General features: G+C 67.4%; 15 protein-coding genes. 8 read left to right on the forward strand and 7 right to left on the reverse strand.

The window, feature by feature from the left end; translation table 11 throughout:
- Positions 1–23 precede the first annotated feature (23 nt).
- The 4 genes from DFS13_RS21225 (at position 24) to DFS13_RS21240 (ending at position 4,733) form a co-directional block, all read left to right on the forward strand.
- Complete coding sequence (locus DFS13_RS21225; protein ID WP_012493577.1) at positions 24–1,937, forward strand: ATP-binding protein; 1,914 nt, start codon at positions 24–26, stop codon at positions 1,935–1,937.
- Positions 1,927–3,288 carry a sigma-54 dependent transcriptional regulator gene (locus DFS13_RS21230; protein WP_006484474.1) on the forward strand — a complete coding sequence of 454 codons (1,362 nt, stop codon included), beginning with the start codon at positions 1,927–1,929 and terminating at the stop codon, positions 3,286–3,288. The genes DFS13_RS21225 and DFS13_RS21230 overlap by 11 nt, the downstream gene beginning before the upstream one ends.
- A gap of 25 nt (positions 3,289–3,313) precedes the next feature.
- The gene (locus tag DFS13_RS21235) at positions 3,314–3,643 is read left to right on the forward strand and encodes a DUF3579 domain-containing protein (RefSeq protein ID WP_006484473.1); all 330 of its coding nucleotides are present in this window, start codon (positions 3,314–3,316) and stop codon (positions 3,641–3,643) included.
- Between the two features lie 238 nt (positions 3,644–3,881).
- Positions 3,882–4,733 (forward strand): alpha/beta fold hydrolase, encoded by an 852-nt coding sequence (locus tag DFS13_RS21240; protein ID WP_059720626.1) that lies wholly within the window; start codon positions 3,882–3,884, stop codon positions 4,731–4,733.
- A gap of 111 nt (positions 4,734–4,844) precedes the next feature.
- Here the strand turns inward: DFS13_RS21240 and DFS13_RS21245 are convergent, their stop codons facing one another.
- Positions 4,845–5,285 (reverse strand): PACE efflux transporter, encoded by a 441-nt coding sequence (locus DFS13_RS21245; protein WP_006484477.1) that lies wholly within the window; start codon positions 5,283–5,285, stop codon positions 4,845–4,847.
- 101 nt (positions 5,286–5,386) lie between these two features.
- On the opposite strand from DFS13_RS21245, the gene DFS13_RS21250 reads away from it, so the two are divergent.
- Complete coding sequence (locus tag DFS13_RS21250; protein ID WP_105866576.1) at positions 5,387–6,277, forward strand: LysR family transcriptional regulator; 891 nt, start codon at positions 5,387–5,389, stop codon at positions 6,275–6,277.
- Between the two features lie 143 nt (positions 6,278–6,420).
- Complete coding sequence (locus DFS13_RS21255) at positions 6,421–7,356, forward strand: AraC family transcriptional regulator (protein WP_176731454.1); 936 nt, start codon at positions 6,421–6,423, stop codon at positions 7,354–7,356.
- Here the strand turns inward: DFS13_RS21255 and DFS13_RS21260 are convergent.
- From DFS13_RS21260 to DFS13_RS21280, 5 genes are all read right to left on the reverse strand, one after another.
- Entirely contained in the window at positions 7,319–8,839 is a 1,521-nt protein-coding gene (locus DFS13_RS21260) for a hypothetical protein (protein WP_062910286.1), read from the reverse strand. The genes DFS13_RS21255 and DFS13_RS21260 overlap by 38 nt on opposite strands.
- A 16-nt stretch (positions 8,840–8,855) precedes the next feature.
- Positions 8,856–10,190, reverse strand: a complete 1,335-nt coding sequence (locus tag DFS13_RS21265; RefSeq protein ID WP_006494240.1) for a DUF6765 family protein — start codon at positions 10,188–10,190, stop codon at positions 8,856–8,858.
- Complete coding sequence (locus DFS13_RS21270; RefSeq protein ID WP_069352618.1) at positions 10,190–11,824, reverse strand: LVIVD repeat-containing protein; 1,635 nt, start codon at positions 11,822–11,824, stop codon at positions 10,190–10,192. Before DFS13_RS21270 ends, DFS13_RS21265 begins: the two co-directional genes overlap by 1 nt.
- 46 nt (positions 11,825–11,870) lie before the next feature.
- Positions 11,871–12,296: a hypothetical protein gene (locus DFS13_RS21275; RefSeq protein ID WP_034203248.1), complete on the reverse strand. Its 426-nt coding sequence runs from the start codon at positions 12,294–12,296 to the stop codon at positions 11,871–11,873.
- A gap of 313 nt (positions 12,297–12,609) precedes the next feature.
- The gene (locus DFS13_RS21280; RefSeq protein ID WP_006484475.1) at positions 12,610–13,578 is read right to left on the reverse strand and encodes a LysR family transcriptional regulator; all 969 of its coding nucleotides are present in this window, start codon (positions 13,576–13,578) and stop codon (positions 12,610–12,612) included.
- Between the two features lie 161 nt (positions 13,579–13,739).
- Here DFS13_RS21280 and DFS13_RS21285 point away from each other — a divergent pair, with 161 nt between their 5' ends.
- Positions 13,740–15,044 carry an MFS transporter gene (locus DFS13_RS21285; RefSeq protein ID WP_006494237.1) on the forward strand — a complete coding sequence of 435 codons (1,305 nt, stop codon included), beginning with the start codon at positions 13,740–13,742 and terminating at the stop codon, positions 15,042–15,044.
- A gap of 72 nt (positions 15,045–15,116) precedes the next feature.
- Positions 15,117–16,610 carry a M81 family metallopeptidase gene (locus DFS13_RS21290; protein WP_111442092.1) on the forward strand — a complete coding sequence of 498 codons (1,494 nt, stop codon included), beginning with the start codon at positions 15,117–15,119 and terminating at the stop codon, positions 16,608–16,610.
- 258 nt (positions 16,611–16,868) lie between these two features.
- Here the strand turns inward: DFS13_RS21290 and DFS13_RS21295 are convergent, their stop codons facing one another.
- Complete coding sequence (locus DFS13_RS21295; RefSeq protein WP_043204459.1) at positions 16,869–17,282, reverse strand: hypothetical protein; 414 nt, start codon at positions 17,280–17,282, stop codon at positions 16,869–16,871.
- Between the last annotated feature and the right edge of the window lie 77 nt (positions 17,283–17,359).

Genomic DNA, 17,359 nt, shown 5'->3' on the forward strand with positions numbered 1-17,359 from the left:
GTTCACGCCGATAGCGGGCTTCGATGAGGGCGAACGTGCAGAAGAGCTTCAAGGGAATCCCGTGGTGGGGCTGGGCATCGGCCGCGGTGCTGTATGTCGGCGTGGCCGGCGCGGCCGTCGACTTCGCGTGGGAACGCGCGATCGACGCGCTCGAGGAAGCCGGCGCGCACCGGCTCGACCTGTATGCGTCGAGCCTGAAAAGCGAGCTCGGCCGCTTCGAGATCCTGCCCGGCCTGGTCGCGCGGCAGGACGGCGTGCGCGCGATGCTGAAAGCCGCGCCGAACGATGCGCCCGAGCGCGTGCATGCGGTGAACACCTACCTCGAAGCCGTGAACCGCGACGCGGGCAGCGGCGCGGTCGACGTGATCGACCTGCAAGGCGACGTGATCGCCGCGAGCAACTGGAACGAGACGATCAGCTTCGTCGGCACCAACGTGTCGTACCGGCCGTACTTCAAGGACGCGCTCGCGCGCGGCAGCGGCCGCTTCTTCGGCATCGGCACCAACACCGGCGTGCCGGGCGTCTACTTCGCGAGCGCGGTGCGCAGCGACGGCGTACCGATCGGCGTGGCCGCCGTGAAGATCAGCGTCGATCCGCTCGAATCGGCATGGCGCGCGCCGGGCGTCGCCGCGATGGTCGTCGACAGCAACGGCGTGGTCGTGATCTCGACCGAGCCCGCGTGGAAATTCACCGCGCTGCGCCCGATCACCGCGCAGCAGCAGCGCGACATCCAGGCGTCGCGCCAGTACGCGGGCCGCACCGTCGACGCGCTGCCCTATCGCCGCATCGGCGATCGCAGCTCGGCCGCGTGGTTCGGCACCTTCCCCGATCCGCGCCACGCCGGCCGCACCACGCGCTATCTCGTGATGTCGCGCCCCGCGCCGCAGGCCGGCGATTCGCTGATGGTGCTGCTCGACATCGCGGGCGCGCGACGCCAGCAGCAGACGGCGTTCGTGTTCGTCACCGGCGCGTTCCTGATCGTCGCGCTGCTGGTCGGCTATGCGATCCAGCGCCGCCGGGCGATCCTCGCGCGGCTGAACGCGCAGGATGCGCTGCGCCGCGCGAACGACCGGCTCGAACTGACCGTCGCGCAACGCACCGCCGCGCTGACGGCCGCGAACGAGCGGATGCAGCGCGAGATCGACGAGCGCGAACGCACCGAGCAGCGGCTGCGCGCGTCGCAGCAGGAAGTCGTGCACGCGGGCAAGCTCGCGGTGCTCGGGCAGATGGCCGCCGGCCTCACGCACGAGCTGAACCAGCCGCTCGTCGCGATCCGCACGCTGTGCGACAACGCGCGCACGTTCTTCGAGCGCGGCCAGCCGGCGCCGGCGCTCGCGAATCTCGAGCGGGTCGGCAAGCTGGTCGACGGCATGGCCGTGCTCACCGGCGAGCTGAAGACCTTCGCGCGCAAGCCCGACGTCGAGCGCGTCGCGGTATCGCTGAACGAGGCCGTCGCGCATGCGCGGCTCATCTACGATGCGCGCATTCGCGACGAAGGCGTACGGCTCGACGTGAACATCGCGCCCGGCACGACGGTCTCGGCCGAATCGAGCCAGTTGCAGCAGGTGATCGTGAACCTGCTCGGCAACGCGCTCGACGCGGTGCACGACGCGCCGGTGCGCCGCATCGTCATCGAGGCGGTCGAAGCGGACGAAGCGGACGACGCGGACGAGGCGGACGACGCCGGTCGCGTGCGCCTGACGGTGACCGACAGCGGCGCGGGCATCGCGCCCGACGTGCTGCCGCACCTGTTCGAGCCGTTCGTCACGACCAAGCCGCGCGGCCAGGGCCTCGGGCTCGGCCTCGCGATCACGTCGCGCATCGTCGAGGCGTTCGGCGCGAGGATCACCGCGACGAACCGCGACGAAGGCGGCGCGCAGTTCACCATCGAATTCGCGGCGGCGACGCCGCAACAGAGGACAGAGCATGGAAGATGAGATTCGGGTGCTGGTCGTCGAGGACGATGAAAACGTCCGGATCGGCGTCGAGCAGGCCGTCGCGCTCGCCGGGTTCCCGGTCGACGCGTTCGCGTCCGCCGCCGACGCGCTCGCGCACGTCGCGCCCGGCGCGCCGGTGGTGATCGTGTCGGACGTGCGGATGCCCGGCATCGACGGGCTGCAGCTGCTCGACCGCGTGATGGCCATCGACGCGCAGATCCCGGTCGTGCTGATCAGCGGCCACGCGGACATCTCGACGGCCGTCGGCGCGATGCAGGTCGGCGCGTACGACTTCATCGAGAAGCCGTTTTCGTCGGACGTGATCGCCGGCCGCGTCGCGCGCGCGGTCGAGAAGCGCCGCCTGACGCTCGAGGTGCAGGGGCTGCGCGCGGCGCTGAACAACTGGCAGGGCATCGAGGCGTTCGTGCTCGGCAAGTCGCCCGCGATGGCCGACGTGCGCAAGAAGATCCTGCGCCTCGCCGATACGTCGGTGTCGGTGCTGATCACCGGCGAGACGGGCACCGGCAAGGAGTTGATCGCGCGCAGCCTGCACGACTTCGGCGGCCGCCGCGACGCGCATTTCGTCGCGCTGAACTGCGGCGGCCTGCCCGAGCAGGTGTTCGAGAGCGAGCTGTTCGGCCACGAGGCCGGCGCGTTCACCGGCGCGATCAAGAAGCGCATCGGCAAGATCGAGTGGGCGGACGGCGGCACGCTGTTCCTCGACGAGATCGAGACGATGCCGATCGCGCTGCAGATCAAGATGCTGCGCGTGCTGCAGGAACGCGTGGTCGAGCGGCTCGGCGCGAACGACCTGATTCCGGTCGACTGCCGCGTGGTGGCCGCGTCGAAGGCGGATCTCGCCGAACTCGCGGCCGACGGACGTTTTCGCGCGGATCTGCTGTATCGCCTCAACGTCGCGCAGATCGAGCTGCCGCCGCTGCGCGAGCGGCGCGAGGACGTGCCGCTGCTGTTCGAGCATTTCGTGCTCGCGGCCGCGCGGCGCTTCGGGCAGCCGGCGCCGGTCGTCACCGCCGCGCAGGTATCCGAACTGATGACGCACGCGTGGCCGGGCAACGTGCGCGAGCTGCAGAACGTGGCCGACCGCTTCGTGCTCGGGCTGACCGGCGACAGCCTGCTGTCGTCCGGCGGCACGCCGACGGCCGGCAGCACGCTCGCGGAGCAGCTCGCGTATTTCGAGCGGATGCTGATCGAGGACATGCTGCGGCGTCACCACGGCAACGTCGCGGACGCGAGCGAGGCGCTCGGCATGCCGAAGAAAACGCTCTATCACAAGCTGCGCAACCTCCGGATTCCCGCGCGCGGCGACGCCGCGGCCGACGGCGGCGAATGACGCGCACGAGGACACGCACCCCAGCATGGATCGCATCGACATCACCGACCACGGCCGCATCGCCGGCCATTTGATCCGCGGCGTCACGCGCGCGCAGAAAACCTTCCGCCCGAGCGACTGGCCCGAGCGCCTCGCGGGCGTCATCACGCTGTTCGTCGGCGAACGGCGGCCCGGCTATCCGTGCGCGCTGTCGCGGCTTGCGATGCCGGTCGTCGACGGCGGCGTCAAATGCCTGTTCGTGTCCGACGAATTGCGCGCCGTCTGCGCGGACGCATTCGATTTCGCGATGCAGTTCGCCACCGACAACGACCTCCCCGTCGAGCTTCAGACCGCGCCCGCGTTGAGCGTGCGCTGACGCGCCCCCTTCCCCGTTCCGATGCCAGCGCGCGTGCGCGCAGCCCGCGGCACGCCCTTTCATCGGCGAAACGAATCGTCAGACGATTGAAGGCTTCGGTACATGACCACGCTCCGACAGGGGTTTCCGGCTGTGCCATCAAAAAAATTGATCGTCACGATGAAAATTATGCGTTTTCCTTGCAGGTCGCCGTGATGCATAGTTGCGTCGTGTTGACGCACCTTTGAGCCTTTCAGCCATGAACATGCGAATCGAGCCGTCCGTGCTCGCGAACCCCGACCTGCAATTTGCGACGCTTTCGTCAGGCATCAGCCTGCCGTATGTCGAGCGGGGCAGCGGTGCGCCGATGGTGTTCGTGCACGGCTCGCTGTGCGACTACCGCTACTGGGATCCGCAGCTCGCGGCGCTGTCGGCCCACTACCGCTGCATCGCGCCGAGCCTCAGCCATTACTGGCCGGCCGTCGAAGCGGGCATTCAGGACGAGTTCAGCTGGCAGAACCACGTCGACGAACTCGCCGAATTCATCGATGCGCTCGATCTCGGCCCCGTGCACCTGGTCGGCCATTCGCGCGGCGGTAGCGTCGCGTTCAACGTCGCGCGCCAGCATCCGCACCTCGTCGAGTCGCTGACGCTCGCCGATCCGGGCGGCCCGCTCCAGCAGCCCGGCGTGCGCGAAGCCGCGCTTCCGGCCGCCGCCCTCGCGCTGCGCACGAAGGCCGTGAACCTGATCGGGCAAGGCGACGTCGAAGCCGGTCTCGAGATGTTCGTCGATTCCGTGAGCCTGCCCGGCGCATGGAAGAAGAGCACGTCGCGCTTTCGCACGATGGCGATCGACAATGCGAGCACGCTGCCGAAGCAGCTGCGCGACCCGCTGCCCGCGTATTCGCAGCACACGGCCGGCGACATCGCATGCCGCACGCTGCTGATCGACGGCCAGCGCAGCCCGAAGATGTTCCGTCACAACGTCGACACGCTGTCGCAGTGGATCGGCGATGCGCAACGGCAGACCGTCGCCGGCGCATCGCACGGAATGAACGCGGCGAGCCCCGCGGTGTTCAACCGTTACGTGCACGAGTTCGTCGGCGCGTAACGTCGCGGGCGGCAGGCGCGCCGCCCGTCTTCGCTGCCGTCGTCGCACGGCCTGCCACCGAAACGAAACGACGCGTACTGCCCGCATCGAATCGTTTCGCATCCCTCTGCGTCATGCCACCGGCGCCGCCTTGCGCGTCACCGCGTCCGGCAACCCGAACACGCTGTCGAACGCCCAGTTGTACGTGAACGTGAAGATCGGGAAGAACACGATCAGCACCGCGTCGTACAGGAACGCCTGCAGCAGCGACACGTCGAGCCACCACGCGATCAGCGGAATCAGGAACGTCACGAGCGCGATCTGGAACCCGATCGCATGCACGACGCGCCGCCCGACGGTGCGCGTCGTTTCCGCGCGCCGCCGCTCCCACGCCTCGAAGCCGAGGTTGTACAGAAAATTGACGATGACGCCCGTCGTCGAGATCATCACGCCGAGCAGCCCGCTCGTCGCCGCGCTCGCGCCGCTCAACATGCCGAGCACCGACGACGCGACGAGGATGCCGAGCACCTCGAACATCACGACGTAGACTATGCGTCTCTTCCATCCTTGCATGACCGACCACCTTCATATCGAACCAGGTGGCGAGACTACCGCGGGCACGTCGTCCGCCAAAGTCAGGTCCTTTCAATTTTTCTGACAGGAGACGGCCGACCATGCTGACCAGCGATCACATCGACATGCTGCTGACCGTCATCGACAAAGGCTCGTTCTCGGCGGCCGCGCGTGCGCTCGGCCGTACGCCGTCGGCAGTCAGCATGGCGATCGCGAACCTCGAGGCCGAACTCGACCTCGTGCTGTTCGATCGCGGCACGCGCGAGCCGACGCCGACCGCCGCGATGGCCGCGCTGCTGCCCGACGCGCGCGCGATCGCCGAACGGCTGCATGCGCTGCGCGCGCATGCGCAGCACTTGTCGGAAGGCGTCGAGGACACGCTGCGGCTCGGGCTCGCGGCCGAAATCGACGGTGCGCCGGTTGCACGCGCGCTGACGGCCGTCGCGGCGCAATATCCGGCGCTCGCGGTCAGCGTCGTCACGGCGCCGCAGGATGCGATCGTCGATGCGCTGCATCGCGGCGCCGTCGATCTTTGCGTCGCGTACGGCGGGCTCGATCTGCATCCGCAGGAACAGATTCACGCGCTGTGGACCGAGACGCTGATCGCGGTCGCCGCGCCCGACCATCCTGCGATTGCCGAAGCCGCGCATCCGGAAGCGATCGAGCGATTGTCGGGATTTCGGCAGATCGTGATCGCCGATCCGGAGCGGCCACTCACCGACGTGCGGCCGCTGATCGGCAACCGCACGTGGAAGGTGACCGACATGGCGACCGCGATCGCGCTCGTGAAGGCCGGTCATGGCTGGGCGAACTTGCCGGAATCGATCATTGGCCGGTATGTGGCCGACGGCGAACTCGCACCGCTCGTGTTCGCGAACATCCGCAACGGGTTGCCGTTGCCCGTGTACTTGCGGCGGCCGAAACATACGGGGCTCGGCAAGGCGGCGAGCGAGCTGGTGCGGGCGCTGCGGGCTGCCGCCGGCAATTCCTGACGGTTGCGGCCCTGGCTCACACACGCCGCCAGGTAAGCATCGAGTAAGTATCGCGGCCTACAGTGGGTTCGCTTGCGCGATGCCATCGAGGCATCGAATCGCATCTCGGGAACCGCTCGCCAGATCAGACGAAAGGAGAACGCGTGATCAGCCGGCCAGCCATGAGGGACGTCTGCGCGATTGCGCCGAACGGAAGCCGCGTCAGTTGGCATCCGCCGCACAAGTGGAAAAGGCAGCCCGTCGCACCATCGTTCGCCGCGGTCTCGATCGAGCACTACATCGCTGGCGCCACGGAAATCGTCGATCTGGAGACGACCGGCCCGATCCTGGGCATGTATCTGCAGGCGCCCACGACACTCGAGCTGCGAACGAACACCGGCCGGTGGGCACCGACCCGCATCCGCGGACCGCTGGCTTATGTTCCGCCCGGCTTCTCGTTTTCCGGCCGATGGTCCGATGAAATCGAGTGGATCAGCGTCCACTTCGAACCGTCATGGCTGTCGCGGACAGGGCTGCAAAGCGACGTCTGGTTCGCGTCGGCCGCGCTCCGGATGGACGTGATCGACGACCTGCTCACACAGATCGTCCGCAGCCTCCATGAAGACGCCGTCGCGGGGATGCCGCAGGGCCCGACCTATGCGGAAGCGCTCGGCTCAGCCGCGCTGCACCGCATGCTGCACCTGGAAGCTCGGCCGCAGGCGAAGCAATATGCGCAAGCCGGCATGATGCGCAAGGCCGGTGAGTACATCAGGGACCATTTCCGCGGCCCGCTGACGCTGATGATGGTGGCCGATGCGGTCGGCTACCCGGGCGATCTCTATTCGTTCATCCGGAGCTTCAGAAAGGCCAACGGACTGACGCCGCACCAGTACATCATCGAGAACCGCCTTCAAGCCGCCCGCCGCCTGATCGAGCGCGGGGCATACGGCGTGACGGAAGCCGCGATCGACTGCGGCTTCTCGTCGGCGAGCCACTTTTCGGCGACATTCCGCAAGCGGTGGGGCGTGTCGCCCTCCGCACTCAAGCCGCGCGCCGCGACCGCTACGCCAGCGGAAGCGACAGAATCCACAGGCCGCTGATCGTCAATGCGATCGTCAGCACCAGCAGCGGCAACTGGCCGACGGTCGCCGTTGCGGCCGGACGGTCGCTCCGGACGGCAATCGCATGCGTGAGCATCACGCTCACGACGTGCCCGGCGAGAATCAGGAGCACCTGCGCATGCCAGATGTATCCGACGTCGATGAGCGCCTGGGCCGCCGACATCTGATCGGCCGCGGCCGCCACCGGCAGCAGATTCCACCCGAGGCCGAGCGGATCGGACGCGAGCCGGAAGATCTGCCGCCCCTGATCCCAGAACAGCGTGAAGTAATGGCAGACGTTGTAGAAGAACGCGATCGGCAGCAGTACCAGGCAGAACTGCCGCGAGAACGACGCTCCGCCCGACGACGAACGCGAACTGATCGCGCCGAGCGTGCAGCAGCCCCGGAACACCAGGTAATACGCGATGCCGATGATCGCGAACGCCAGCCATTGCCAGATCAGCAGGATGTCCGCTGAAAAAGCGTAGTGCCGGCCGAGCGACGGAAACAGATCGACGACGTGCGGATAGATGCTGCGCCAGAAGAATGCGTGCCACGTAGCCGTATCGCGCAAGCCGTCGTAGGCCGTCGACGACAGCATGAACGACAGAACGGCGATGACGCTGGTATCCGCCGGCCCGTCGCGCGACATGTCCGCGACCGGCTTTCTCGATTCCACGATCACGTGACGACGCGCTGCCCCACGCCATTTCAGCGGCGACAGCTTCGCGCATAGCCTGCACAGCACGCCGAACGTATCGCCGTGGGCGAGCCAGCGCTCGCGCCCGAAGCAGAACGCACCAATCAGCGCATACGCGGCATACGCGACGAGGAACAGGCCGACGTCTCGGGGGCGCCCCGCGCCGAACAGTTCCAGCGCGATGAGCGCGATATAGCCGCCCAACGCGGGCCACGAGGCGAGATGTTCGGGATAACGATAGCGCCCGCGCTCCAGGACGGGGAAACAGCGCACGGCGATTCGCAACAGAAGCGCAAACGGATTGGTGAATGCATAGACGTCACCCAATATCGCGCTGACATACAAAGCGCCCAGATAGAACCAGATCCAGAAGCCCGGCATCGCCAAGTTCAGGAACGGATTCGTGGTTCCCGCGAGGCCGGCCACGACCAGGAGCGCGACGAATACCGCACTCGCGATTTGCGCGGCGTTCACGAGCGGAACCGGGATTCGCAGCGCTTTCGTCCAGGTTTCGGATCGCCTTCCCGGCTCGGGTGCGCGCATGCCCGACGCAAACGCAAGGATCATGAAGGACACCATCAGCGTGCCCGTTGCGGCATACGCATACAGCCACAACGGCACCGGAAGGTAGTACGGGATATTCCATGCGTGGGCGCTCGCGCCGGTTGGCGTGCACAAAACAATCCATGCGAGCCCGAAGGTCAGCCATCCCTTTCCGTGCAATGCGACACCTTCGAACTGGCCGCTCGCCCGCGCCGATTGATGCACGATATCGTCACGCATTTCGACGTCTTCCCGATCAGTAGTCGGCCGACGAGACCCATCCCGTCACCTTCCAGCCGATTCCATTGCGCTTCTCCGACACGATCCCCACGGTGTCGTACGGTGCGTCGAGCAGTTTGACGAGTGCAACGGCGCGCGGGTGGCCGGCGCTCGACCACGGTAGCGCAAACACCACGAAAGGCAGGACGGGGGACGGCTTCTCGCCTTCGACGATCAGCGGCAGCACGGCGTCGTTCAATGACCTGAACACCTCGAACGACGTGCGATTGCGCGCAGGTGCGAGCGAATGCGTCGCCGAATGCGGTAACCCCTCGACGGCCAGATAAGCGCCGTGATCCCTCAGTCTCCATCCAACCAGCGCGTTGACCAACGCATCGTCAGGCTTCTGCCCGCGCTCGACCGAAATCGCGGGCAGCCAGCGCTTGTCGACCGGCGACGTCGTGACCCAGTCGCTGAGAAAGCGTGTGTAGAAATCGACGATGTCCTTGTCGACGCCAGCTTGCATCGCCGACGGCAGCGGCGCGGGCAGGTCGCGCCGCCCATGCCATCGGACGGTTTTCCACGCAGGCCCGTCGGGCAGGCTGATACCGTCGAGAAACGACGTATCCGCGATGCCGTTCGCGACGAACCAGTCCGACTTCGCGCGCTTCGTTCGCGCAGCGACGAAGTCGGGAAGCCGTTGCCGGACTTGATCCCAGGGTGCCGCCTGCCGCGCCGCTCCATCGATAGCCGGATACCGGATCATCTGAAGGTAGGTCGCCTGCGCCATCGCTTCCACATCGGCGACCCGACGCCAGGTCAGCTCCGCCGCGTGGCTAGACGATGTGTGTCGATCGAGCGGCGCCGCCATCGCCAGACCGGCATCGCACGCGATGCCGTCGCGGCTCCAGTCCGGAACGGACGGCACACCGCGATGCGCCCACGAATCCTGCCAGCCATGGAGCGCGCGGCCGAATTCGCCGAGCATGAATGCGGCCTTGCCGCCGCCGGCCTTGCCGAGCGCCGCGTCGACGGGCGCGAGCGCAGCCGGCCCACCGGGCACTACGGCTCTTGCCTGCGCATCGACCGGTACGCTGGGCGCGCCCGGATAGTGTCGGGCCTGCGCATCGAGCGCATCGGGGACAAAGCGCGACAGGCACGCGTACTGCAACGGCGATGTCATGTACTCGATCGATCCTGCATCGATGCGTTGATCCGCGAGCGCAATGGCCTCGGCGTCGCGCGGCGCGAAGCCGGCCTGCCGTGCCAGCCAAAGCGTGAGGCCGAAGTGCACGTCGGCCTCGAAACCGGCACACGTCAGCGGCATCGCGAGCGCAATCGCGCAAACCAGCAGGTCACGGCGAAAGCGCATCAATTGCCGATCTCCGTCGCCTTCGTGCTTTCGGGGAACGGCCAACTGTCGTTCTCGAACGACAACACGAGCATGCCGTTGTCCTGGCATGCGGTGGTCAGCAGGTGGCGATCGAAATCGAAATCGAGACGCGACGCACACCAGTCCGGCCCGCCCGCACGGTACTGACCGAACATCAGATGCGCCGAGCCCGCGCCGGGCGACTTCACCGAAGCCGGGTTGTAGTACGCGATCTCCTTCGGCTTCGACGGATCGCGAATGTCGAAGACGCGAATGCCGGAGTTGAAGTAACTGCACGCGAGCGCGGTCGCGTTCTGCCGGTTGTCGACGCTGCAGTAGTGCGCGCCGTACGTGAATGTGGTCAGGCCGGCGATATCGGGAATGACCTGGCTGCAGTTCGCGATCGCGTGCGTTTCGAGCCGGAGCTCCGACACCAGCCGCGGCGCAGCTTCGTTGGACATGTCGTAGATGTGCCCCATCGGGAACGGCGCCACACCGGCATTGCATGCGGCTTTGACCGCCGTTGCGCCCGGATCCTGGAGCCCGCCGCCCCCGCCCTCGTCGACTTCGATCAGATACGGTTTGCCCGCCACGGCGAACGAGATCGTATGTTGCGCGACGCTGCCGTTCCGCACCGGCACGGTCGCGATCCGGTGCATCTGCGCGTTGGGACGCCGGCTCTGCACTTCGCTGGTATCGACGACGAAAAAGCCGTTGTCGCCGGTCGCGTTCGCGTCGTTCAGCGGCGGCGCACTCATGCCGACGGCCGCACCGCCGTTCCCCGACGCGACGAAGTACGCCCGCGTTCCGTCCTGGCTCACCGACAGGCCGTGCGAAAAACTGCCCATGCCCAGATCCGGCAGGCCGATCGCGGAAATCATCTTCGGCCGGGTCGGCACGGTCAGGTCGATCGCGTAGTAGCTTTTCGTGAAGGCGCCGCCGACGTAATAGGTCAGCCCGTCGGGTGAAAATCCGCCTTCGTGGCCGAGCGACCGGGTGGTCGGTACGATACCGCCGTCCGCGCCCGTGCCGACCGGCACGCTCGCCAGCAACTGCGGCCGTGTGCAATCCGAAGCAATGTCGTACAGGTCGATCTCCGGGCCGCCACCGCCGCCCAGGCCGTTGTCGGCGGCGAGGATCCCGCGCGCGACGTTCACGCGCAGCGACTCCCACGGATCGATCATCGACGTGGACGTCAGCGAGCTCACCCGCACCGGCCGCGCCGGGTTGGTGATGTCGATCACCGGCACGCCCGGGTTCACGCGCGGCGGCGCATCGGGATTATTGAACAGCGCGCTCGCGCCCATCGTCGCGTGATAGAAGCAGGTCTGGCCTTTCCTGTCGGTATACGTAGCGGCCGACCACGACGCGCCTTCGCCCTGAACCTGGCTCACGCGCTTGAGGTTGCAGTTGAAGCCACCGAAGCCGGCCTGTCGAAGTGCGGCCGGCACCTGCCCCTGCAGCGCGGTCTCGGGCGTATCGCCCGGGCTGCAGCTCGGCACCCGCGGCACGACATAGTCGGCCACGGACACGCCGGGCGTGGCCGCCGGCGTGTCATCGGCTTCTCCGCCGCAGCCGGTCAGCACGAACATGCAGAGCGACAGCGCGAACGCTGCGCGAATCGGTGATTGCATCGTTGTCTCCTTCCGTCTTGTTTGTCGTGGTGAAAATGCGCTGCGGTCACGGCCCCGGATAGATTTCGATCACGGCGACCTCGATCGTGTCGCCGGTCCGGCTGTGGAAATGCAGCGAGAAACGCCCGGTGATGCCGACCGGGACAATATCCAGCGACTGCGTGCTGCCGGACGCGCATGCCGCCAACGCCCCCGGTATTTCGTGCGCCATCAGGACGCCGGTTTCCCGCGCATGCACGTCGATATGCACCGGCATGCCTTCGTGAATCGCGATCACGGGTCGCGCCCACGGCGCCCGGTCGCGGTCCACGTCGACGGAAAAATGCCGTTGCTGCGGCAGCGCCGGCGATGCCCGCGACACATGCCTCGCGACGCCGTACGCCAGCAGCAGCGTCAACGCGATCGCGATCCATGCCGACGCCCGGCCACACGACGACCGGCGCCCTGCCTCGATGCTCGTGCTTCGTTCCATCGACACTCACGCCACGCGAGGTGGCTCCGTCAAACCGCCCGCCCATCGGGTGGATTCGATATCGATGGATGGTAGTGAGCGGTGCCGCGACGAGATATCAACTTATTGCGGACTGTCGAGAAATTGCGTACCGAGTAACCCGAGTGGGCGCGACGAATGAAGCGCCGCGCCGATGTCGTTTCGGCGGGTGGCGGGAAAGGGAACGGGAGCCCGGCGCGACGGCTTGCCGGGAAATCGCATCGCGGAAGGCGGCGGACGGCCTGTCAACGACGACGCGCCGACGCCTGAGCGTCGCCTCCGGCGACAGCGCCCGTCAACGCGCGCGCTTCGCCGCGCGCGGCCGTTTCCCGGTCGGGCCCCGACGCGTCGCCGCTCCCGCGAACATCGTCATGTCGTGCAGCAGGCAGTTCAGCAACGTATCGGCCGCGACGCCGAGCGGCCGCCCCGCCTTCACGAGCAGGCGCGCTTTCGCGGAATCGAACAACGGATGCGCGATCGGCAGCGCGACGAGTTCGCCGCTCTCGAGTTCGCGATACGCGGCGAATGCGCCGATCAACGTAATCCCCTCGTGGCGCTTCACGAAATGGCGCAACACCGCGAGCGAGTTGGTCGTCAGCGTCGGACGGATCGGCAGGTTCTCGGTATACGCCAGCATCTGCGCGACCTGACCGAGGCCGAACGCCGGCGGCATCAGTGCGAGCGGATATTCGCCGAGTTCGTGCGCGCGCACCGCGCCGCCCCGCACCGCGAGCGGATGGCCGGCATGAACGAGCGCCACCACCGGCTGCGACGACGTGGCGAGATACGCGATCTCCGGATGAGCCGGCGGGTTGTACGCGAGCCCGATGTGCGCGCGGCTCTCCGCCACTTCCTGCAGCACGTTGTTGACGGGCAGCACATCGACGATCACGTCGAGCTTCGGGTAACGCATGCAGAAATCGGTCAGCACCTCGTCCATCAGCACGTCGACATAGCCTTCGCTGGTGACGATGCGCACCTGGCCGGATTGCAGCCGCCGCAACGCCTGCAGGCGTTCCTCGAACAATTCCTGCTGCGAGCGGCAACCGCGCCAGTATTCGAGCAGATGCGCGGCCGCCTCGGTCGGCCGCACGCCGCGCGCCTGCCGTTCGAACAGCTCGACGCCGATCTCCTCCTCGAGCAGGCGAATCTGCCGCGTGATCACGGACGGCGCGGTATTGATGCTGTCGGCCGCGCCGCGGATGGAGCCGTGGGTCAGCACCTCGTGGAAGTAGCGCAAGCGGCGCTGGTTGAGTTCGCGCATGGCGTGTCCGGTCTGTCTGATGTTTGCTGGCGGTTTGCCCGAGTGTTGCCTGTCGAGCAACATTAGATCACTTAAGTTGCTCTTGCTCTGCTTTTTCGGCTCTTCGACGATGCGGCAATCGGAACCCGTCCCGCAACACGCTTACGCCACTGGAGAGCGACATGTCCGCCGTCCCAACCTCCCGCCGTCCGGTCGCGCACGACAGCGCGCCAGTACAGGCGCTGTACCGCAAACTGAACTGGCGCCTGCTGCCGCTGCTGTTGCTCTGCTACACGTTCGCGTATCTGGATCGCGTCAACATCGGCTTCGCGAAACTTCACATGCAAAGCGCGCTCGGCTTCTCCGACGCGGCCTACGGCCTCGGCGCGGGCATTTTCTTCCTCGGCTACGTGCTGTTCGAGATTCCGAGCAACCTGATGCTGCCCCGGATCGGCGCGCGCAAGACCATCAGCCGGATCATGGTGCTGTGGGGGCTCACGTCCGCCGCGATGATGTTCGTGCACGACACCACGTCGTTCTACGTGCTGCGCTTTCTGCTCGGCGTGTTCGAGGCCGGCTTCGCGCCGGGCATGATCTTCTACCTGACCTACTGGTACGGCCCGCGCCGCATGGCCGGCGTGATGGCCGTCGTGATGCTGGCCGGGCCGATCGGCGGCATCGTCGGCTCGCCGCTGTCGACCTGGCTGATGACGGCCCTCGACGGCGCGCACGGGCTGGCCGGCTGGCAGTGGATGTTCGTCGCGGAAGGCTTGCCGTGCGCGGTGCTCGGCCTGCTGGTGCTGAAGGTACTGGCCGATCGCCCGGACGATGCGACGTGGCTGAGCGACCGCGAGAAAAGCCTGCTCGCCACCGAGCTGCAGACGCCCGCGGCCGGCCACCACGCGTTCGGGCAGGCGGCGCGCGACCCGCGCGTCTACCTGCTGGCGTTCGCGTACTTCACGATGATCTGCGGAATCTACGCGGTCAGCTTCTGGCTGCCGTCGATCCTCAAGGCCAACGGCGTGACCGACACGATGCAGATCGGCTTCTATTCGATGATTCCGTACATCGGCGCCGCCTGCGCGATGCTCGTGATCGGCCGGCGCTCGGACCGGCGCGGCGAACGCCGCTGGCACAGCGCGGTGTCGGCGCTCGTCGGCGCGGCCGCGCTGGCCGCCGCGACCTGGGCCGGCGGCAATCTCGCGATCTCGCTCGTCTGCATGACGATCGCCACGGCGCTGTTGTGGGCGGCCTACACCGTGTTCTGGGCCATCCCGTCGCAATACCTGACCGGCAACGCGGCGGCCGGCGGCATCGCGCTCATCAACACGATCGGCCTGTTCGGCGGCTTCCTCAGCCCGACGCTGATCGGCGAGATCCGCACCGCCACCGGCAGCATGCAGGCGGGATTGCTCGTGATCGTCGCGCTGATGGTCGCGGGCGCCGTCGCGCTGATCATGAACCGCCTGCCCGCCGCAGCGCGCTGACCGGCGTGCCGCGACGGCACCGTAGCGCCCCATCGACCCCGCACACCCACCTGCTTTACTGGACTCAGACACATGACCCGACGCATTCTCGTTGCCGGTTTCCAGCATGAAACCAATACCTTCGCGCCCACCAAGGCCGCCTATGCCAACTTCGAACGCGGCGAAGGGTTTCCCGCGCTGGTGCGCGGCGCCGACGTGCTCGCGCTACGCGACGTCAACATTCCGGCCGGCGGCTTCATCAACGCGGCCGAGCGGCGCGGCTGGCGCTTGCTGCCGGTGATCTGGGCCGGCGCGAGCCCGTCGGCGCACGTCACCGAGGACGCCTTCGAACGCATCGCCGGCGAGATCGTCGAGGCGGCGCGACGCGGCGGCTGCGACGCGGTGTATCTGGACCTGCACGGCGCGATGGTCGCCGAGCACACGGACGACGGCGAAGGCACCCTGCTCGAGCGCGTGCGCGCCGCGGTCGGCCCGGACGTGCCGGTGGTCGCGTCGCTCGATCTGCACGCGAACGTGACCGACCTGATGCTGCGCCACGCCGACGCACTGGTCGCCTTTCGCACGTATCCGCACGTGGACATGGCGGAAACCGGCGCACGCGCGGCCGCGCTGCTCGAACGCCTGCTCGCGGGCCGCGGCCCGCTGCATCGCGCGGCGCGGCGGCTGCCGTTCCTGATTCCGATCAACGGGATGTGCACGCTGCTCGATCCCGCTTGCACGATGTACGCGCGCCTTGCGGCGCTCGAAGCCGGCGGCGTGGTGTCGCTGTCGTTCGCACCGGGCTTCCCGGCCGCGGATTTCCCGGAATGCGGGCCGGTCATCTGGGGCTATGGCGACGCCGACGCGGTAGAGGCCGCTGTACAGACGCTGTACGACACGATGCTGGCCGACGAGGCGCAGTGGCAGGTGCCGTTCCTGTCGCCGGACGACGCCGTGCGCGAGGCGATGCGGCTCGCGGCGGACGCAAGCAAACCGGTCGTGATCGCCGACACGCAGGACAACCCGGGCGCGGGCGGCGATTCGAATACGACGGGCCTGCTTCGCGCGCTGCTGCGTCATGGCGCGCAGGACGCGGCGCTCGGCCTGCTGTGGGATCCGGCGGCGGTGGCCGCGGCGTGGCGCGCGGGAGCCGGCGCGCGCATCGACCTGTCGCTCGGCGGCTCGGGCGTGCCCGGCGACGAGCCGCTTCGCGCGCGCTTCGAGGTCGTCGCGCTGTCCGACGGCATCTGCCGCTACGACGGCCCGATGATGAACGGCATGCAGGCCGACGTCGGGCCGGTCGCGTGCCTGCGGATCGACGGCGTGCGGATCGTCGTGAGCGCCGGCAAGGCGCAGATGCTCGATCGCAATCTGTATCGGGTGGGCGGAATCGAGCCGGAGGCGATGAAGATTCTCGTCAACAAGAGTTCGGTGCACTTTCGCGCCGATTTCCAGGACATCGCGCACGCGGTGCTGGTCGCCAAGGCGCCGGGGCCGATGCAGGCCGACCCGGCGGACCTGCCGTGGACCCGGCTCGCGCGCGGGATGCGGATGAAGCCGATGGGACGCGCGTTCGGCGGCGCGTGATGCGGTGATGTGGTGGCGCGTGACCGGTTCCGCGCGGATGCGGACGCGGCGTCACGCGTTGCCGCTCTGCCCGCACGCTGATCGTCGTCATCCATCGACGGCGCGCGGGGCGGGACGCCGCCGCGCCGTCGGAAGGTGCCGGGCGGAACTGACCGTTAGTTGCGACATGCGGTGCAATGAAAAAGGTTCTTCGTGGATTTCCGTGGACGTCTCACTTCCGGCCCGCAACGGTCACTTGTCGGCACGTTGCCCGGAAAGTCAGCGGATAAGCTGTCCGGAAACGCGAGCCCACACCGCGCGAAGGCGCCGCGCGCGATCTTCGAAGAGATAGGAGGCCGCAAGCGCCAATAGACCTGAAATGGCACCCGTCACGATGTGCTCGACATAGGGGATACGGTAATGACTCGTGTGCGAGTACGCATCGCCCAACGTCGTCAGGACGCCAACGACCAGCGCATTGCCATATCGATGCGCATAGAGTTTCCCCACCGGCGTGAAAGTCAGAAGTACAGCCAGGAGCCCGGTCAGCAGACCCGTATGAAATGCGATGGTCCAGTGGGGCAGGCTCGTGATATTTCCCCAGCTCCCCGGCATGCAGGTCATGCACGCACTGGTCGGCTGCCAGAAGCGCTGGATAAACAGTCTGACGCGGTGCTTCCACTCGGTTGACATGATGCGTTCCCGTCAATGCCGTCGCCGCGGACGGCGCCGCCGCACGTATCGTCGAAGCAGGTTCCAGACGCTCGCTA

This window comes from Burkholderia sp. 28_3, assembly GCF_003253915.1.
GTDB lineage: Bacteria > Pseudomonadota > Gammaproteobacteria > Burkholderiales > Burkholderiaceae > Burkholderia > Burkholderia cenocepacia.

Bases quoted from the DNA above. Each gene is read 5' to 3' on its own strand.
- DFS13_RS21235 (WP_006484473.1), top strand. From the start codon at position 3,314: ATGGATCGCATCGACATCACCGACCACGGCCGCATCGCCGGCCATTTG.
- DFS13_RS21260 (WP_062910286.1), bottom strand. From the start codon at position 8,839: ATGCGTGACGATATCGTGCATCAATCGGCGCGGGCGAGCGGCCAGTTC.
- DFS13_RS21290 (WP_111442092.1), top strand. From the start codon at position 15,117: ATGACCCGACGCATTCTCGTTGCCGGTTTCCAGCATGAAACCAATACC.
- DFS13_RS21270 (WP_069352618.1), bottom strand. From the start codon at position 11,824: ATGCAATCACCGATTCGCGCAGCGTTCGCGCTGTCGCTCTGCATGTTC.
- DFS13_RS21240 (WP_059720626.1), top strand. From the start codon at position 3,882: ATGAACATGCGAATCGAGCCGTCCGTGCTCGCGAACCCCGACCTGCAA.
- DFS13_RS21285 (WP_006494237.1), top strand. From the start codon at position 13,740: ATGTCCGCCGTCCCAACCTCCCGCCGTCCGGTCGCGCACGACAGCGCG.
- DFS13_RS21265 (WP_006494240.1), bottom strand. From the start codon at position 10,190: ATGCGCTTTCGCCGTGACCTGCTGGTTTGCGCGATTGCGCTCGCGATG.
- DFS13_RS21230 (WP_006484474.1), top strand. From the start codon at position 1,927: ATGGAAGATGAGATTCGGGTGCTGGTCGTCGAGGACGATGAAAACGTC.
- DFS13_RS21280 (WP_006484475.1), bottom strand. From the start codon at position 13,578: ATGCGCGAACTCAACCAGCGCCGCTTGCGCTACTTCCACGAGGTGCTG.
- DFS13_RS21275 (WP_034203248.1), bottom strand. From the start codon at position 12,296: ATGGAACGAAGCACGAGCATCGAGGCAGGGCGCCGGTCGTCGTGTGGC.
- DFS13_RS21250 (WP_105866576.1), top strand. From the start codon at position 5,387: ATGCTGACCAGCGATCACATCGACATGCTGCTGACCGTCATCGACAAA.
- DFS13_RS21225 (WP_012493577.1), top strand. From the start codon at position 24: ATGAGGGCGAACGTGCAGAAGAGCTTCAAGGGAATCCCGTGGTGGGGC.
- DFS13_RS21295 (WP_043204459.1), bottom strand. From the start codon at position 17,282: ATGTCAACCGAGTGGAAGCACCGCGTCAGACTGTTTATCCAGCGCTTC.
- DFS13_RS21245 (WP_006484477.1), bottom strand. From the start codon at position 5,285: ATGCAAGGATGGAAGAGACGCATAGTCTACGTCGTGATGTTCGAGGTG.